This is a genomic window from Bacillus sp. RC251 (assembly GCF_044908765.1).
Taxonomy (GTDB): domain Bacteria; phylum Bacillota; class Bacilli; order Bacillales; family Bacillaceae_G; genus Bacillus_A; species Bacillus_A wiedmannii.
The window spans coordinates 407,878-421,701 of record NZ_JBIYDP010000002.1 but is presented as its reverse complement, the minus strand read 5'-3'; the positions used below and the strand labels follow the sequence as shown (position 1 = coordinate 421,701).

Genomic DNA, 13,824 nt, shown 5'->3' with positions numbered 1-13,824 from the left:
TCTTTGTCGTCAATATAAAACATCTACCATTTCATAAAAATTCGTTTTTTAGACATGTTTATATATGATGCGTATAATGTAAGAGCAACTGTACATAGAAAGGGGATAACAACATGATTAAAATGTTTGTAAGTGATATCGATGGTACAATGATGCAACACGGAGGGTTAATTGACGAACAGGATATTGTAGCACTTCGTAGTCTTGCTGAGCAAAATGTTATTCTTTGTTTCGCTTCTGGCCGACTGGATAATGAAATTGCAGACTTAATGAAAGCTGTAAATACAAATTTCCATCGTATTAGTGTAAATGGTGTTTTCGTGTACACACATGAAAACAAGCAACTATTATCCGCAACATTCGATTCGAGTATTCTACCTGATCTGTTAGCAATGACAAATAAAGATCCTTATTTTCGTTATGTAAGTGATGAGCATAATTATTACATTGAAGAGAAAACACCGTTCATTCATGAGCTTGAACAACAAGTAGCGATGACTTCTGTTGAAGAACCGCATCTATTACAGAAAATTGATGATACAATTTTTCCAAATAAAATCTCTGTCGGTGGAACAAAGGAAAGCTTACAACTCCTTCAGAAAAAAATTGATGAACAATTCCACGGAAAAGTTAGTACATTCATTTCAGCAGAACAATGTTTAGATGTAATGCCACCTAATATTAGTAAAGGGGCTGCTATTTCTGTTTTATTAAAAGAGTTTCAACTACAACCAGAGGAAGTTGCTTGCATAGGGGATTCTTATAATGATATCCCGATGTTTTCTTTAACTCCTCACAGTTTTGCTATGTCTCAAGCAGATGACGCAGTAAAAGAACACGCTCACTATGTAGTAAATACAGTTAAAGATGCTGTTAACCACGTAATTGCTCATAATAAAAATACGACTCACTCCTTATAAGGATGAGTCGTATTTTTTCTTTACATGTTAAACAATTTGACATTAACTGTACTTCACAAACTGAAATATATTATTTGTTACGTGCGATGTTTGTAATAAACTTATAACGATCCCCACGATAAATACATTTCACATACTCTAACGGTACTTCACCTTCTGAATATGACCATTGACGCATTACAAGCACTGGCGCCTTTTTAGGAATATGCAGATGTTCAGCTTCATTATCCGTTGCAATTGAAGCTTCAATTGATTGAGTAGCGCTAACAAGTTTAAAGCCCAGTTTTTTCTCTAAATGTTCATATAAAGATTGTTGCAATATTTCTTCGTTAATATCTTTTACAAGAGCTGGCGACAAATATGTCGTCTCAAAAGCAATCGGTTCATCATCAGCTAAACGTATACGCCTCACTTCATAAACCGACTCTCCCTCCTGTATTCTCAACCGGTCTGCTATTTTCGCAGTAGCTGGAACTAGGCGGAAACTAAGTAATTGACTACTTGGGTTCATCCCACGAGAAATCATATCTTCTGTGAATCCCGTCATTCCTTGCAATTTTTGTTCCACTTTCGGAAGTTGGACAAACGTACCGATTCCACGTTTCCGATATAAATAACCTTGTTCCACTAAATTATTAATCGCCTGTCTGATTGTCATACGACTTACTTCGAACTTATCGCAAAGTTCATTCTCAGATGGGATTTTATCTCCCGGCTTCCATTCGCCGTCCTCAATTAGCTGTTTCACCCACTCTTGAATCTGATAATAGATCGGAAATGGTGAATACTTGTCGATGTTCATCAGCAATCGCCTCACTGCATAAAGATAGAGCTTCTTGATCAGCGATTACGGTTACATTCGGATGACGTTGTAAAACTGTAGCAGGACACGCTTCGCTATATTCACCTTGCAATAATTCTTTCACAGCTTCTGCCTTTTTAGAACCCATAGCAACAAGTAGAATTTGTTTCGCTTTCATAATGCTTCCAATTCCCATTGTAATCGCATGCGTTGGCACATCTTCTTCTTTTTCGAAGAAGCGAAGGTTTGCTTGGCGTGTAGACTCTGTTAATTCAACAATGTTTGTTGGAGAATTAAACAGTGTTCCTGGTTCATTAAATCCGATGTGACCGTTTTCACCGATTCCAAGAATCTGTAGGTCAACTGGGTTAGCAGCTAGAATGCCCTCGTAACGTTTGCACTCTTCCTCTAAATCACTTGCCATCCCGTTTGGTACATAAGTTTGTTTAAATGGAAGATGATCAAACAACTGTTCTTGCATGAAATAGTGATAGCTGTTTTTATCTTCATGTGGTAAATTTACGTACTCATCTAAGTTTACAGTGGTTACACGGCTTGTATCAAGTTTATTTTTTCGCATTTCTGCATAAATACCTAATGGAGAGCTTCCTGTAGCCATTCCTAATGTTGGATTTTCTTTTGTTTTTACAACTTCTTCAATTAATTTATATCCTGCTTCTGCTAGTTCTTCTGGAGTTTTTACAACAAGAATATTCATTTAATTACTTCCCTTCCTTCATATGAATTCCTAAACGAACCGTATCATATACATGTAAATCTTCATTCATCACAACAAAGTCTGCATCTTTTCCTACCGCTAATGCACCTTTATGATTTAATCCAAACTCTTCTGCTTGGTTAACTGATGTCATCAGTACTGCATCTTCGATTGAACAACCTGTAAATTCAATTACATTTCGGAAAGCTTGATCCATTTTTAGAATACTACCAGCTAACGTTCCATCTTCTAATCGAGCACTACCATCCTTTACATGTACTGGCTGTCCGCCAAGCTCATATAATCCATCTTCAAGACCTTTTGCACGCATTGCGTCAGTAATAACACTTACTTTTTTCGGTCCTTTTAATTTATATGCTAATTTCACCATATCAGGGTGAATATGAATACCATCTGTAATTACTTCAACCATTACATCTGGATTTAATAACACATGACCAACAACTCCTGGTTCTCGATGATGTAATCCACGCATTTGATTGTATAAATGCGTTGCATGTGTAATGTTTCTATTTTTTAGTTGCGCATCAATTGCATCTGTATGCCCCATTGTGCCAACAACACCAGTTTCAGCAAGATACTGCTCAAACTCTAACGCACCTTCTTCTTCAGGTGCATATGTTACTAATTTAATTAGATTCCCGCTTGCTTCCTGCCATTGTTTAAATTGTTCAATATTCGCAGGAACAATATGTTCAAGTGGTTGTGCACCTGCACGTTTTTTTGAAACATACGGTCCTTCTAAGTGAATATATTCGAAATGTGCTCCTTTTTCTTTTGCTTCCTTCGCAGCATGTAGTGCCGCTTCGATTGCTTCTGGAGCTTGTGTCATTGTTGTTGGAAAGTAAGTTGTAACTCCTTCTTTTAACATTTCTTTACCTAGAGTTACTAATCCATCGCTATTTGCATCCATCGCATCAATATCGTATCCACCATGAATATGAACATCAATCATACCTGGAATCACAATCTTCCCTGCTGCATCTAAAACCGCTTCATTTTCTTGTGATACATATTGAGCCATCAAACCAATTTCTTTAATTGTTTCTGCGTAACGAATAAATCCGTTTTCCACTACTTCTTGACCTGTATAAATTTTGGCATTGATGACAACTTGCGTTTTCATTTTCATCGATCCTTTCCCATGAAATACCTACTTGTTATTATTACCTTATTCGCCTAATTCCATCTTAATATATGCACGAGTAGTTGTCTATACATTCGAATGAAATTTCCTCTTTGTTTAACAAAAAGGAAACTTAGTACGTCTCTTGCAATTATAATATATGTTATTCAGTTTTCCAAAAAGGGAGAATATCCCCTATCATATTACTCACTTAAGTAATGGCATTAATCCACTAGAGCCTATTGTAATATGCTCGCCGTCTGTTTCCATTTCTACTGTACGTTTGTTTGTTCCATATATCATTATACCATGCTGTTTTAAGCGTCTCACTACACTTTGATGCGGATGTCCATACGGATTTCTGCTTCCATATGAAAGAATTGCAAACTGCGGTTCTACTTTCTTTATAAACATTTCACTTGTTGAAGTATAGGAGCCATGATGTCCCACCTTTAACACATCTGCATGTACATCAAATTGCTTTAATATTTCAGTTTCCGTCCGCACATCAGCATCACCCATTAGTAAAAAATCCGCTTTTCCGTATCGTACCTTTAACACAATTGAAGATTCATTATTTTCATCTTTTGATTTCCCATTGTTTAATACTTGTATGGAAACATGCGGATCTAGCGGTATGTATTGTCCCTCTTTTACTGAAACGAAAGGAATTCCTCTTTTTTTAATATGATTCCGGTATGTGTGATACGTAAAAGAACTATATGTTTTTCCACTATCTAATATAAGTGCTACCGGCATTTGCTCTACAATCGGAATGAGTCCTCCAATGTGATCCATATCAGGATGCGTACTGACGATAGCATCTAAATGGTTAATCCCTTTTTCGATTAGTTTTTGAATGATAACCTCACCTGCTTCATAAGGTCCCCCGTCAATTAACATCGTTTGTCCATTTGGCAATGTAATAAGTGTCGCATCACCTTGCCCAACTTTTAAAAAACTCACTTTCATTTTACCAAAATGTTGCCGCTGCATATGTAAAGGAGACGCGGTATGAATAGACATCATATATCTTTTAGCCGATGCACTATTTAAAGAAAAGCATAACAAAACAGAAACTAACAATAAAATACTTCGCATACTTCTCATAACTCGTCTCCTTTTTTCAATTAGTATGGCACGGTATATAATTGATATACAAAAAAAGCTTAGCAAAATGCTAAGCTTTTATTTCGATATCTCCTGTAAAGAACCAAAGAATAAATCTGCTTCATTCATTTGTTCATTCTCTTCAGAAAGTGCCGGTAAATCATCTAATGTTTTCAATCCAAATGTATCCAAAAATTCTTTCGTTGTTCCATATAAAATAGGACGCCCTGGACCTTCTGCTCTTCCCATTTCTTTTATAAGTAAGTGTGAAACTAACGTTTGTAACGCCTTATCGGTTTTCACCCCTCTAATCTCTTCCATTTCAGTCCTTGTAATAGGTTGACGATATGCCACAATCGCTAACGTTTCTAAAGCAGCCTGAGAAAGTGAAGCAGCTGTTGGGATATCTATTAATTTTTGATAGTACGAAGCATGTTCTTTCTTTGTAGCAAAACGATATACTTTTGCATACTGTACAATTTGCAAACCGCGGTGTGCACCTTCACATTCTTTTTGCATTTCTTCTAAAATATCGATTACTTCATTTCCTTCAATTTCAAGCACTTTCGCTATTTGTTCTGGATAAATCCCTTCATCACCAGAAACAAATAAAAGCCCTTCAATGATTGATTTCTGTTCTCTTCTATCCATTTTACGAGCTCCTCCCTCCAATTTTCTCCATAAAAATACACATCAAAAAACCGAATCACAATCAATGCGTTCGGTTCAATATTTTTTCTCTTGTTCCAAACGATACATTCAAACCTAGCATGAGATATATTATTTCCATCCCATTTTCCATACTAACTCTATGCAGATTTAGTAGAGCTTGATACGAAAATTTCATCAAAATTATGTTCCTGTTCAATTATGATTTGTTGATTTTTCATAAGCTCAAGAACCGCTAAAAATGTTACAACCATTATTTCCCGTTCATCATCAACAAACAAATCATAAAAACTTTGACGACCACCTTGTATTTCTAACTGTTTTAAAATATCAATCATGCGCTTTTCAATTGGTATTTCTTGACGAGTAATACGTGTTGTTACAGGTTTTTTTGCTTTTTTACGGCGCATTAATTTTTGAAATGCCGCTAGCATATCATATAACGTAACATCAAGAGGCAAGTTTGTCTCCTCTTCTTGTTGCAACGATGTAAAATCAATTGGCGGACGTGTATATAGCTGTGCTCTTTCTTGTTCTCTTTCTTTTAGCTCAGTAGCAACTTGCTTATATTTCTTATATTCAATTAACCTCTCCATCAATTCTTGACGAGGATCATCTATAAAGTCATCACCGTTATCAAGTACATCTTCTTCATGTTTCGGCAACAACATTTTACTTTTAATTTGTAATAAAGTCGCAGCCATTACTAAATACTCACTTGCAACATCTAATTGTAGTTCTTTCATCGTATGAACATAAGATAAATATTGCTCTGTAATTTCCGCTACAGGAATATTATATATGTCAATTTCATAACGATGTATTAAATGTAACAATAAATCTAAAGGCCCTTCAAAAGCCTCTACTTTAAAATTATACTGCACAAAGCATCCCACCACATTTTTTCTATAACAACATAAGTATAGAGCATACTCATGTTCTATCCAACCTTTTTAAGAAATTTAATTAAAAATAGACCTATGCCTATGTCATCATGCCCACCGCTTCATATGATAACAGTGTAGTAAGAACAATGTAGGAGGTCAAAAAACTATGGGTCACGTTGATTGCGGTTTTAGCGGTGGGTTCGCATTACTTGTTGTATTGTTTATTTTACTAATTATTGTAGGGGCAGCTTGCTTCTGCTAATATGAACAATAACGGCTAGGGAAAATTCCCTAGTCGTTTATTGTTTATATTTCTATGATAAACTTGTATTTATAACCGTTAAACAGGGGTGAAGAAAATGTATCCTACCGAATACATCCAATTTTTAATTCATTTTCACGGAGATTATGATTATTTTGAATGCCACGAGATACTGGAAGAATATTGGAAAACAAAACCGAGAGAAAATCGTGATAATTATTTAGTCGGTCTTATTCAAATTGCAGTTTCTTTATACCATCAAAGACGCTCTAACTGGAATGGCGCAGAGAAAATGATGAAAAGCGCCATAAAGATTTTAGAAATAAACAGTGCACCTTTACTACGTTTAGGAATAAATCAGACACAACTTCTATGCTTACTCCAGGATAGATTGCAATCTATACAGAAAGAAGAGAGTTTTACACCGTTATTTTTACCATTATCGGATACAGCATTAGAAAAGCACTGCATGGAATTATGTCAGAAACAAAACCTTCCTTGGAAAGACGTGAATGCTACTTCTAATGAATATATAATACATAAGCACACATTACGTGATCGAACAGAGGTCATCGCTGAACGAAACGAACAATTACAAAAAAGAAAGCAGAGATAATAAACCACTTATCTCTGCTTTCACGAATGTATATTTTGTTCTAGCCCTTTACACTTTTTGCAAAAACTTGCTGTTTGCTCATTTCCGCAAATTGTAAACTCAAGAAATTTACTCTTTAACTCTTGAACCATCTTCGTCCCAATACCCATATGACGATGAGACGGGTTCACACTCAGATGCTGAATTTCCAACACTTGATTCTCTTTTTTTACAATCCCCATTATCCCAACAAAATCTTCGTTTTGTTTCCACAAATACAATTGCCAATCATCCTTTGCTTCATAATCTTTCATAGTCAATTGTAATGTTTTCACATCTTTTTCAGTTGGCATAAATGAAAGAAGCCCCATTGCAATCTTTTCATAACTTTTTTTAAAACGAATTAACATAACCCTTATCCCTTCTTACAAAAGTTACAAACTATTAATCCCCTCAACCACTCTTTTCATATCACATTCATTTTACAATATTTTCAACAGAGTGAGAAGGGCCTAAAACAACTTGATAATCATACAAAGCGAAAAGAAGAAAGTCAAATATATGTTTCAGTACTATTTTTTCTAAGTAGATTAACAAAGAAACGCTGTTATATGAAAGTAAAAAGAAACATCCATCGCTCATTACCACTTCAATATTCATCACCTGGGAGCAAATGAATTCTAGCAAAATTAATGTAATAAAAATATTTATTGAAACATGAAATCTAATGTATTCTATGTAATTTGTTAAAATTTTGTTCTTATAAGCGCCATATTTTCGCTACAATAACAGTACTACTTGTATCATGTACTGCAAACGAAATACCCATTCCTATTAAAAAACAAAAAGAGAGCCATAGCTCTCTTTTCCCATTAACTTATTCTTCCCAAACTTTAACTTCTTTCATTACATCGCCTTGACGCATGTTTAATACTGTTTCAATACCGCTTGTTGCTTTACCGAATACAGTATGTACACCATCTAAATGCGGTTGTGGCTCATGAACAACAAAGAATTGGCTACCGCCTGTATTACGGCCAGCATGAGCCATAGAAAGTGAACCTACAAGGTGTCTATGAGGATTTCCATCAGTTTCACATGGGATAGAGTAACCTGGGCCACCTGCACCTGTTCCTGTTGGATCTCCACCTTGGCTTACGAATCCAGGAATAACGCGGTGGAATGTCACACCATCATAAAATCCTTGCTCTGCTAGTTTTTTAAAGTTTTCTACTGTTTTTGGTGCCTCTTCTGGGAAAAATTCTAACTCGATTTTTTCACCATTTTCCATTAATATGTATCCTAAAGTTTTCATACGTATATGTCTCCTTTCAACTATCTCAGCACTATATTACCACATTCATGACTAGAAACAAAAAGAATCCGACAATCTAGATACTTCTTTTTCGAAATGTGGAAAAAGCTAGGTGACAAATAAGAAATATATACTATAATAACTGTGTTGCCCGAAAATTTTAGAAAGAGAAAGGGAGCGATTTTTCGTGAAAACGAAATTACTAGCTCTGCTATTGGCTGTAACGGTATTTATGATGCCAACAGCTTCGTTTGCAGACATCATCGAAGGAGAATCAATTGTTACACTAGGAGAAAACTTGTCTGAACAACAAAAACAAGATCTGTTAAAAGAAATGAAAGCACCAAAAGATGCTACAATCATTACTGTGTCTAATGCGGAAGAACATAAATTTCTAGAAGGGATTGTTCCAAAAGCCCAAATTGGTACGAGAGCAATTTCCTCTTCTATGATTACATACACAAAGCCAGGTTCTGGTCTCATTGTACGTTCAAAAAACATTAATTCGATAACAGATGCAATGTACACAAACGCACTTATTACAGCAGGTGTGAAAGATGCAGAAATTCAAATTACTGCACCATTTAAAGTTTCAGGAACTGCTGCTTTAACCGGTTTAATGAAAGCCTATGAAACAACATCGAACAAAGCAATTCCTGAGGAAGTAAAAAAAGTAGCCAATGAAGAAATGGTGCAAACAGCCCAGCTCGGCGATAAAATTGGTGAAGAAAAAGCAGTTCAACTTGTTGCAAAAATTAAAGAAGAAATTGCCAAAGAACAGCCAAAAACGACTGAAGATTTACGTTCATTAATTAAAAAAATTGCGGATCAACTTGGTATTACATTAACGGATGAACAGTTAGATAACTTAGTTGCGCTATTTGATAAAATGAAAAATCTTAATATCGATTGGAATCAAGTTGGCAGTCAGTTAAATAAAGCAAAAGAACATGTTTCTGCCTTTTTAGGATCTGAAGAAGGGCAAGGTTTCCTAGATAAAGTTAAAGATTTCTTCTCAAGTATCATTGATTTTGTTAAATCGTTATTCAAGTAAAAAGAAGCTCGTCAGTGACGAGTTTCTTTTTTTATACAAGTAATGGCAATTTCATAACAGCTTCTTCGACCGAACGAACAATATAATTTGCCTTATTCTTCACATATGGATGAGCATGATGTAGAGTAAATGAATGCGGAGTTACTTCAAACATAGAAATATCATTGAAAGAATCTCCAATACATGCAACTTCATTTGCTTCAATTTGTAAATGTTCCATTAGTCGCCTTAAAGCACTCCCTTTACTTACTCCCCTTGGCATAATGTCAACATAGCGTTTACCAGACATAAAAACTTCCGCTTCGCTCTGAAATGTATCTCGTAACTCTTGATCTAATGCTGCAATTGTCTCTTCTTCCCCAAAAACAAACAATTTCGCAGGATGTACAGTCTTACCAAATTCCTCTTCTAATGCTTCTATCTCAGCAATATGCACGCCCATATACGTTTCAAAAGTATGATGATGTTCATTCTTTCTTTTTGTATACCGTTGCTCATTTGCACAAACAATATCTGCTAGTCCCTTTTTATGGATATATCGATATATTTCCTGGGCAATCCCATCTTCAAAACTTGATTCATGAAATATTTTTCCATCCGGCAGTAACATCGTTGCTCCATTTAAACTAGTTGTGTAATACGGGAATGCAAACCTATTTACGACTTCATCAATTCGATGAGTAAAGCGGCCAGAGGCAAAACAAATATTTGTCCCTTTTTCAGCTAACCAACAAAGTGCACGTTCATCTTCTTTTTGCATATGATTCACATTGTAAACGAGCGTATCATCTAAATCACTTACAAATAATTTAATCATGTCCTCTTCCCCTTCCATACACAATATCTACTCTAAGTGTACACAAAAAATGTTTGATTTTTGTTAAAAAACAATAAATTTTTGCTAAAAAAATAAACGGGTGTATAATCCCGTTTATTTTTGTCTTTTTACATTTTGAGGTCTTACAATACTTGGTCGTACTTTTAAACTAGACATCGTCGGGCGAAGTAGAATTTTTGTTAATGCACCCCAATCAAATGGTAAAAACGGCCATAAATAAGGCGTTTGTAAACTTTTTATAGACGTTAAAAATAAAATCAATATCGTCATACCAATTACAAATCCCATCTCATGGAAGAGACCTGTTAAAATAATAACAAACAATTTTCCAACTTTATTTCCTAATCCTAATTCATAACTCGGTGTTGCATATGCACCGATCATAGAAACTGCTACATACAAAATAACTTCTGGTACAAACAAACCTACATCGATTGCTATTTGACCAATTAATATAGCGGAAATTAACCCTGCAGCAGAAGATAACGGCGTTGGCGTATGAATGGCTGCCATCCTTAAAAACTCAAGTCCAATTTCGGCCATCAACACCTGTAATAGAATTGGTAAATGTGTCATCTTAGTCGGTCCAATGAAAGCAAGGTTTTCTGGTAAAAGAGTTGGATCAAATACAAACACTAACCAAAATGGTAGTAAAAATAAGGAGAATAAGACACCTAAAAAGCGTACCCAACGTAAAAATGTACCGACAGCTGGATTTTGTCTAAACTCTTCCGCATGCTGTAAATGGTGGAAATATGTTGTTGGAGTAATCATAGCACTCGGTGATGTATCAACTAGTACTAACACATGTCCTTCTAATAAATGATTCGCCGCTACATCCGGTCTTTCTGTATATCGAATAAGCGGGAATGGATTATAGCTTTGCTTTACAACAAATTCTTCCACTGTTTTATCCGCCATCGTAATTCCATCGACATCAATGTTATTTAATTCTTGCTTTATAATCTTTACTAAATCTGGATTTGCAACATCTTGAACATATGTAATACAAATATCAGTTTGAGATCTATCTCCTACTCGAATCATTTCATTTCGAAGACGTGGATCTCGAATTCTCCTACGAATTAACGCTGTATTTACAACGATATTTTCAACAAATCCATCCCTCGCACCGCGTACTACTTTTTCAGTATCAGGTTCTGTCGGTGTTCGTCCTGGATAGCTGCGAACATCTATTGCGAACGCTTCCGTTTCACCTTCCACAAATATAACGATAAGTCCTGATAATACTTGGAGCATTACCTCATCCATCGTTTTCACTTTGCTTACTTGTTGATGGATTAAACGATTCTCTAAAAGCTTCACTGTATCTTCTTCTACATCCCTTATCTCATTTGTATCCACCGCTTCTTCTAAAATAGGGATAATATAATTTGTATCACAAAGCCCGTTTACAAATAACACACCAATTTCTTTATTTAAAATTTGAAATTTACGGATGCCAACGTCGTATGTAACACCCAGTCCAGCTGTTTGCTTTAAGTAATTTTCATTATCACTTATGAAAGATGAAATAGGGATATCCACTTTTTTAGGCTTCGTCATAAAAACCACTCCTTTCCAAAATTAATTGAATCGCTTTTCTAGTAATAGGTGATCCTCTCTCCCATTCATCGTTTCCACACATCTTACCGATATCACCAACTCCCACAATGACAGGAACATTCAGATCATCTAAACAATAAATTGTATCTCCGCTAATTCTGCCAATTTCACCATCTGGAAGTCCAAATTTATCAACACCGTATTCGGTTAAATTCCCGTTTCGATCTACACTGACATCTACACGTGCCCATTCCCAATGATGTGTATTAGACGCTACTGCCAAAATCCCCAGTACATCAATTTGTTTATGTGTGGCTACATATTTTAAAGCCTTTTCACCAGATCCTTCTCCAATAAATCCACTGTCATCAAACATGACAAATACAGGGTCATATGGCGTTTGCATAATAAGCTCAACAACTTTCTTCCCTGTCAATTTGGTTGGATTACTTTGTGATGCTGAAATACACCTTCCCCCAAATTCCTTCGTTAAAAGCTCAATTGTTCGCTTTGCATATTCATCTCCATCTGTGACCAAAACAACCCTTCGTCTCATTTAATTTATCCTTTCGGTTTACATATAAGTGCTACAAAAAATGAAAATAATATCGCTGCAGAAATGCCTGCAGATGTTAAACTAAACATACCCATACCAATCCCAATATATCCGTGTTTTTCTGCCGCATGCATTGCCCCATGTAATAGTGAATGTCCAAAACTTGTAATAGGAACTGTCGCACCAGCACCAGCAAACTTTATAAGCTTATCGTACAATCCGAATCCATCTAAAACTGCTCCTATAACTACAAAGGTAGCCATTAAATGGGCTGGTGTTAACTTTGCGAAATCTAACAATACCTGTCCAATTACACAAATGGCGCCTCCTACAAGAAATGCATATATAAAATCCACAATTCACTCTCCCTTCACTCTCTCAAATACGACACCATGTGCAATTGTTGGAATGGTTTCTTTCTGCTGCATCATCGTCGGACTTAATAACGCGCCAGTAGCAACGACAAAAATTCGTTGTAAGTTCCCTTTTTGCATCTCACTTAATAAATGACCATATGTGACAACAGCTGAACAAGCACAACCACTACCACCGGCAAATACTTCTTCTTGACCGGGATCATAAATCATTAATCCGCAATCATTATATATATGCCCAAGATCATAACCTTCTTCCAGTAACAGTTGTTTTGCTATTGGTGTCCCAATAGCTGATAAATCACCGGTAACAATCAAATCATAATCTGCTGCACTTCTCTTCAAATCTTCAAAGTGTTGTTGAATTGTATGAGCAGCAGCAGGTGCCATCGCCGACCCCATATCTAAAGGATTCGCAATCCCTAAATCTTGCACTTTTCCAATCGTAGCTGCCGTAATTTTAATAGCACTTTTTTCTTTACTAATTAATATGGATCCCGCACCTGTAACAGTGGAATTTGCTGTTCCTGGTTTTTGTCCCCCATACTCTGTTGGATAACGGAACTGTCTTTCAGCCGTTGCATTATGACTACTTACCGTCGCTAAAACACGATTTGCGAATCCACCATCTATAAAGGCTGCTCCAACAGCTAAAGTCTCCATCGAGGTTGCACAAGCGCTAAACATCCCTAAAAAGGGAATCCCCCACTTACGCGCAACATAATTTGCTGTCACTGTTTGATTTAATAAATCACCCGCTAAAAAGAAATCAATTTGTGATGTTTTTACATTTCCTTTTTGCAAGACTTGTTGAATTGAATCTGACATTAATCTTCGTTCAGCAAGTTCCCAGTTTTCCTCTCCGCAATGTAAATCATCATATGAAATATCAAAATCCTTCCCAAGAGGGCCCTCAGCTTCTTTTGGACCGACAGCAGTACCGGTTGCATTCACATAAATATCATTTTGAAATACCCACGTTTGTTTTCCGGTCAACCTCATACTAGCCCC

18 protein-coding genes are annotated in these 13,824 nt (G+C 36.0%); 4 read left to right on the top strand and 14 right to left on the bottom strand.

Annotated features, from left to right (window positions below; all coding sequences use genetic code 11):
- The first annotated feature begins 113 nt into the window (after positions 1 to 113).
- A complete protein-coding gene (locus ABH961_RS12180) occupies positions 114 to 920 on the top strand; it encodes a Cof-type HAD-IIB family hydrolase (protein ID WP_048546232.1) in 807 nt (268 codons plus the stop codon).
- Between the two features lie 70 nt (positions 921 to 990).
- On the opposite strand, the gene phnF is transcribed toward ABH961_RS12180, so the two are convergent.
- The 6 genes from phnF to scpA all read right to left on the bottom strand — a co-directional run bounded on the left by phnF (position 991) and on the right by scpA (position 6,250).
- Positions 991 to 1,722: a phosphonate metabolism transcriptional regulator PhnF gene (gene phnF, locus ABH961_RS12175; RefSeq protein ID WP_002194085.1), complete on the bottom strand. Its 732-nt coding sequence runs from the start codon at positions 1,720 to 1,722 to the stop codon at positions 991 to 993.
- Complete coding sequence (gene nagB / locus ABH961_RS12170; protein WP_001024205.1) at positions 1,652 to 2,440, bottom strand: glucosamine-6-phosphate deaminase; 789 nt, start codon at positions 2,438 to 2,440, stop codon at positions 1,652 to 1,654. The genes phnF and nagB overlap by 71 nt, the downstream gene beginning before the upstream one ends.
- 4 nt (positions 2,441 to 2,444) lie before the next feature.
- A complete protein-coding gene (gene nagA / locus ABH961_RS12165; protein ID WP_002107769.1) occupies positions 2,445 to 3,587 on the bottom strand; it encodes an N-acetylglucosamine-6-phosphate deacetylase in 1,143 nt (380 codons plus the stop codon).
- 207 nt (positions 3,588 to 3,794) lie between these two features.
- Positions 3,795 to 4,697: a ComEC/Rec2 family competence protein gene (locus tag ABH961_RS12160; protein WP_064474898.1), complete on the bottom strand. Its 903-nt coding sequence runs from the start codon at positions 4,695 to 4,697 to the stop codon at positions 3,795 to 3,797.
- 78 nt (positions 4,698 to 4,775) lie between these two features.
- On the bottom strand, positions 4,776 to 5,348 hold the full coding sequence (gene scpB, locus ABH961_RS12155; protein WP_060488364.1) for a segregation/condensation protein ScpB: 573 nt from the start codon (positions 5,346 to 5,348) through the stop codon (positions 4,776 to 4,778).
- Positions 5,349 to 5,506: 158 nt separating this feature from the next.
- Positions 5,507 to 6,250, bottom strand: coding sequence for a segregation/condensation protein A (scpA, locus tag ABH961_RS12150; protein WP_001199757.1), 744 nt, complete (start codon positions 6,248 to 6,250; stop codon positions 5,507 to 5,509).
- A gap of 169 nt (positions 6,251 to 6,419) precedes the next feature.
- Between scpA and ABH961_RS12145 the strand changes: the two genes are divergently transcribed.
- Both ABH961_RS12145 and ABH961_RS12140 read left to right on the top strand, forming a co-directional pair.
- Positions 6,420 to 6,515 carry a YjcZ family sporulation protein gene (locus ABH961_RS12145; RefSeq protein ID WP_000510194.1) on the top strand — a complete coding sequence of 32 codons (96 nt, stop codon included), beginning with the start codon at positions 6,420 to 6,422 and terminating at the stop codon, positions 6,513 to 6,515.
- Between the two features lie 97 nt (positions 6,516 to 6,612).
- Complete coding sequence (locus tag ABH961_RS12140) at positions 6,613 to 7,131, top strand: DUF309 domain-containing protein (protein WP_000283580.1); 519 nt, start codon at positions 6,613 to 6,615, stop codon at positions 7,129 to 7,131.
- A gap of 20 nt (positions 7,132 to 7,151) precedes the next feature.
- Here ABH961_RS12140 and ribT read toward each other — a convergent pair whose 3' ends face one another.
- The 3 genes from ribT to ABH961_RS12125 form a co-directional block, all read right to left on the bottom strand.
- Positions 7,152 to 7,520, bottom strand: coding sequence for a GNAT family N-acetyltransferase RibT (ribT, locus tag ABH961_RS12135; RefSeq protein ID WP_000908397.1), 369 nt, complete (start codon positions 7,518 to 7,520; stop codon positions 7,152 to 7,154).
- A gap of 67 nt (positions 7,521 to 7,587) precedes the next feature.
- A complete protein-coding gene (locus tag ABH961_RS12130) occupies positions 7,588 to 7,770 on the bottom strand; it encodes a hypothetical protein (protein WP_098076564.1) in 183 nt (60 codons plus the stop codon).
- 217 nt (positions 7,771 to 7,987) lie between these two features.
- Positions 7,988 to 8,425: a peptidylprolyl isomerase gene (locus ABH961_RS12125; protein WP_000853789.1), complete on the bottom strand. Its 438-nt coding sequence runs from the start codon at positions 8,423 to 8,425 to the stop codon at positions 7,988 to 7,990.
- A 187-nt stretch (positions 8,426 to 8,612) separates the two neighbouring features.
- Between ABH961_RS12125 and ABH961_RS12120 the strand changes: the two genes are divergently transcribed.
- Positions 8,613 to 9,479 (top strand): DUF1002 domain-containing protein, encoded by an 867-nt coding sequence (locus ABH961_RS12120; RefSeq protein WP_000850509.1) that lies wholly within the window; start codon positions 8,613 to 8,615, stop codon positions 9,477 to 9,479.
- A 31-nt stretch (positions 9,480 to 9,510) separates the two neighbouring features.
- Here the strand turns inward: ABH961_RS12120 and ABH961_RS12115 are convergent, their stop codons facing one another.
- The 5 genes from ABH961_RS12115 to spoVAD form a co-directional block, all read right to left on the bottom strand.
- A complete protein-coding gene (locus ABH961_RS12115; protein WP_048546236.1) occupies positions 9,511 to 10,314 on the bottom strand; it encodes a Cof-type HAD-IIB family hydrolase in 804 nt (267 codons plus the stop codon).
- Between the two features lie 96 nt (positions 10,315 to 10,410).
- The gene (spoVAF, locus tag ABH961_RS12110; protein ID WP_048546238.1) at positions 10,411 to 11,883 is read right to left on the bottom strand and encodes a spore germination protein SpoVAF; all 1,473 of its coding nucleotides are present in this window, start codon (positions 11,881 to 11,883) and stop codon (positions 10,411 to 10,413) included.
- Positions 11,870 to 12,439, bottom strand: a complete 570-nt coding sequence (spoVAEA, locus tag ABH961_RS12105) for a stage V sporulation protein SpoVABEA (RefSeq protein ID WP_001254416.1) — start codon at positions 12,437 to 12,439, stop codon at positions 11,870 to 11,872. Before spoVAEA ends, spoVAF begins: the two co-directional genes overlap by 14 nt.
- A gap of 5 nt (positions 12,440 to 12,444) precedes the next feature.
- The gene (gene spoVAE, locus ABH961_RS12100) at positions 12,445 to 12,795 is read right to left on the bottom strand and encodes a stage V sporulation protein AE (RefSeq protein WP_000345909.1); all 351 of its coding nucleotides are present in this window, start codon (positions 12,793 to 12,795) and stop codon (positions 12,445 to 12,447) included.
- Between the two features lie 3 nt (positions 12,796 to 12,798).
- Positions 12,799 to 13,815, bottom strand: coding sequence for a stage V sporulation protein AD (spoVAD, locus tag ABH961_RS12095; RefSeq protein WP_404519441.1), 1,017 nt, complete (start codon positions 13,813 to 13,815; stop codon positions 12,799 to 12,801).
- Positions 13,816 to 13,824 lie beyond the last annotated feature (9 nt).

What these genes read in the sequence shown, in the direction of transcription:
- ABH961_RS12180 (WP_048546232.1), top strand. Translation starts at nt 114, where the DNA reads ATGATTAAAATGTTTGTAAGTGATATCGATGGTACAATGATGCAACAC.
- phnF (WP_002194085.1), bottom strand. Translation starts at nt 1,722, where the DNA reads ATGAACATCGACAAGTATTCACCATTTCCGATCTATTATCAGATTCAA.
- nagB (WP_001024205.1), bottom strand. Translation starts at nt 2,440, where the DNA reads ATGAATATTCTTGTTGTAAAAACTCCAGAAGAACTAGCAGAAGCAGGA.
- nagA (WP_002107769.1), bottom strand. Translation starts at nt 3,587, where the DNA reads ATGAAAACGCAAGTTGTCATCAATGCCAAAATTTATACAGGTCAAGAA.
- ABH961_RS12160 (WP_064474898.1), bottom strand. Translation starts at nt 4,697, where the DNA reads ATGAGAAGTATGCGAAGTATTTTATTGTTAGTTTCTGTTTTGTTATGC.
- scpB (WP_060488364.1), bottom strand. Translation starts at nt 5,348, where the DNA reads ATGGATAGAAGAGAACAGAAATCAATCATTGAAGGGCTTTTATTTGTT.
- ABH961_RS12145 (WP_000510194.1), top strand. Translation starts at nt 6,420, where the DNA reads ATGGGTCACGTTGATTGCGGTTTTAGCGGTGGGTTCGCATTACTTGTT.
- ABH961_RS12140 (WP_000283580.1), top strand. Translation starts at nt 6,613, where the DNA reads ATGTATCCTACCGAATACATCCAATTTTTAATTCATTTTCACGGAGAT.
- ribT (WP_000908397.1), bottom strand. Translation starts at nt 7,520, where the DNA reads ATGTTAATTCGTTTTAAAAAAAGTTATGAAAAGATTGCAATGGGGCTT.
- ABH961_RS12130 (WP_098076564.1), bottom strand. Translation starts at nt 7,770, where the DNA reads ATGAATATTGAAGTGGTAATGAGCGATGGATGTTTCTTTTTACTTTCA.
- ABH961_RS12125 (WP_000853789.1), bottom strand. Translation starts at nt 8,425, where the DNA reads ATGAAAACTTTAGGATACATATTAATGGAAAATGGTGAAAAAATCGAG.
- ABH961_RS12115 (WP_048546236.1), bottom strand. Translation starts at nt 10,314, where the DNA reads ATGGAAGGGGAAGAGGACATGATTAAATTATTTGTAAGTGATTTAGAT.
- spoVAF (WP_048546238.1), bottom strand. Translation starts at nt 11,883, where the DNA reads ATGACGAAGCCTAAAAAAGTGGATATCCCTATTTCATCTTTCATAAGT.
- spoVAEA (WP_001254416.1), bottom strand. Translation starts at nt 12,439, where the DNA reads ATGAGACGAAGGGTTGTTTTGGTCACAGATGGAGATGAATATGCAAAG.
- spoVAD (WP_404519441.1), bottom strand. Translation starts at nt 13,815, where the DNA reads ATGAGGTTGACCGGAAAACAAACGTGGGTATTTCAAAATGATATTTAT.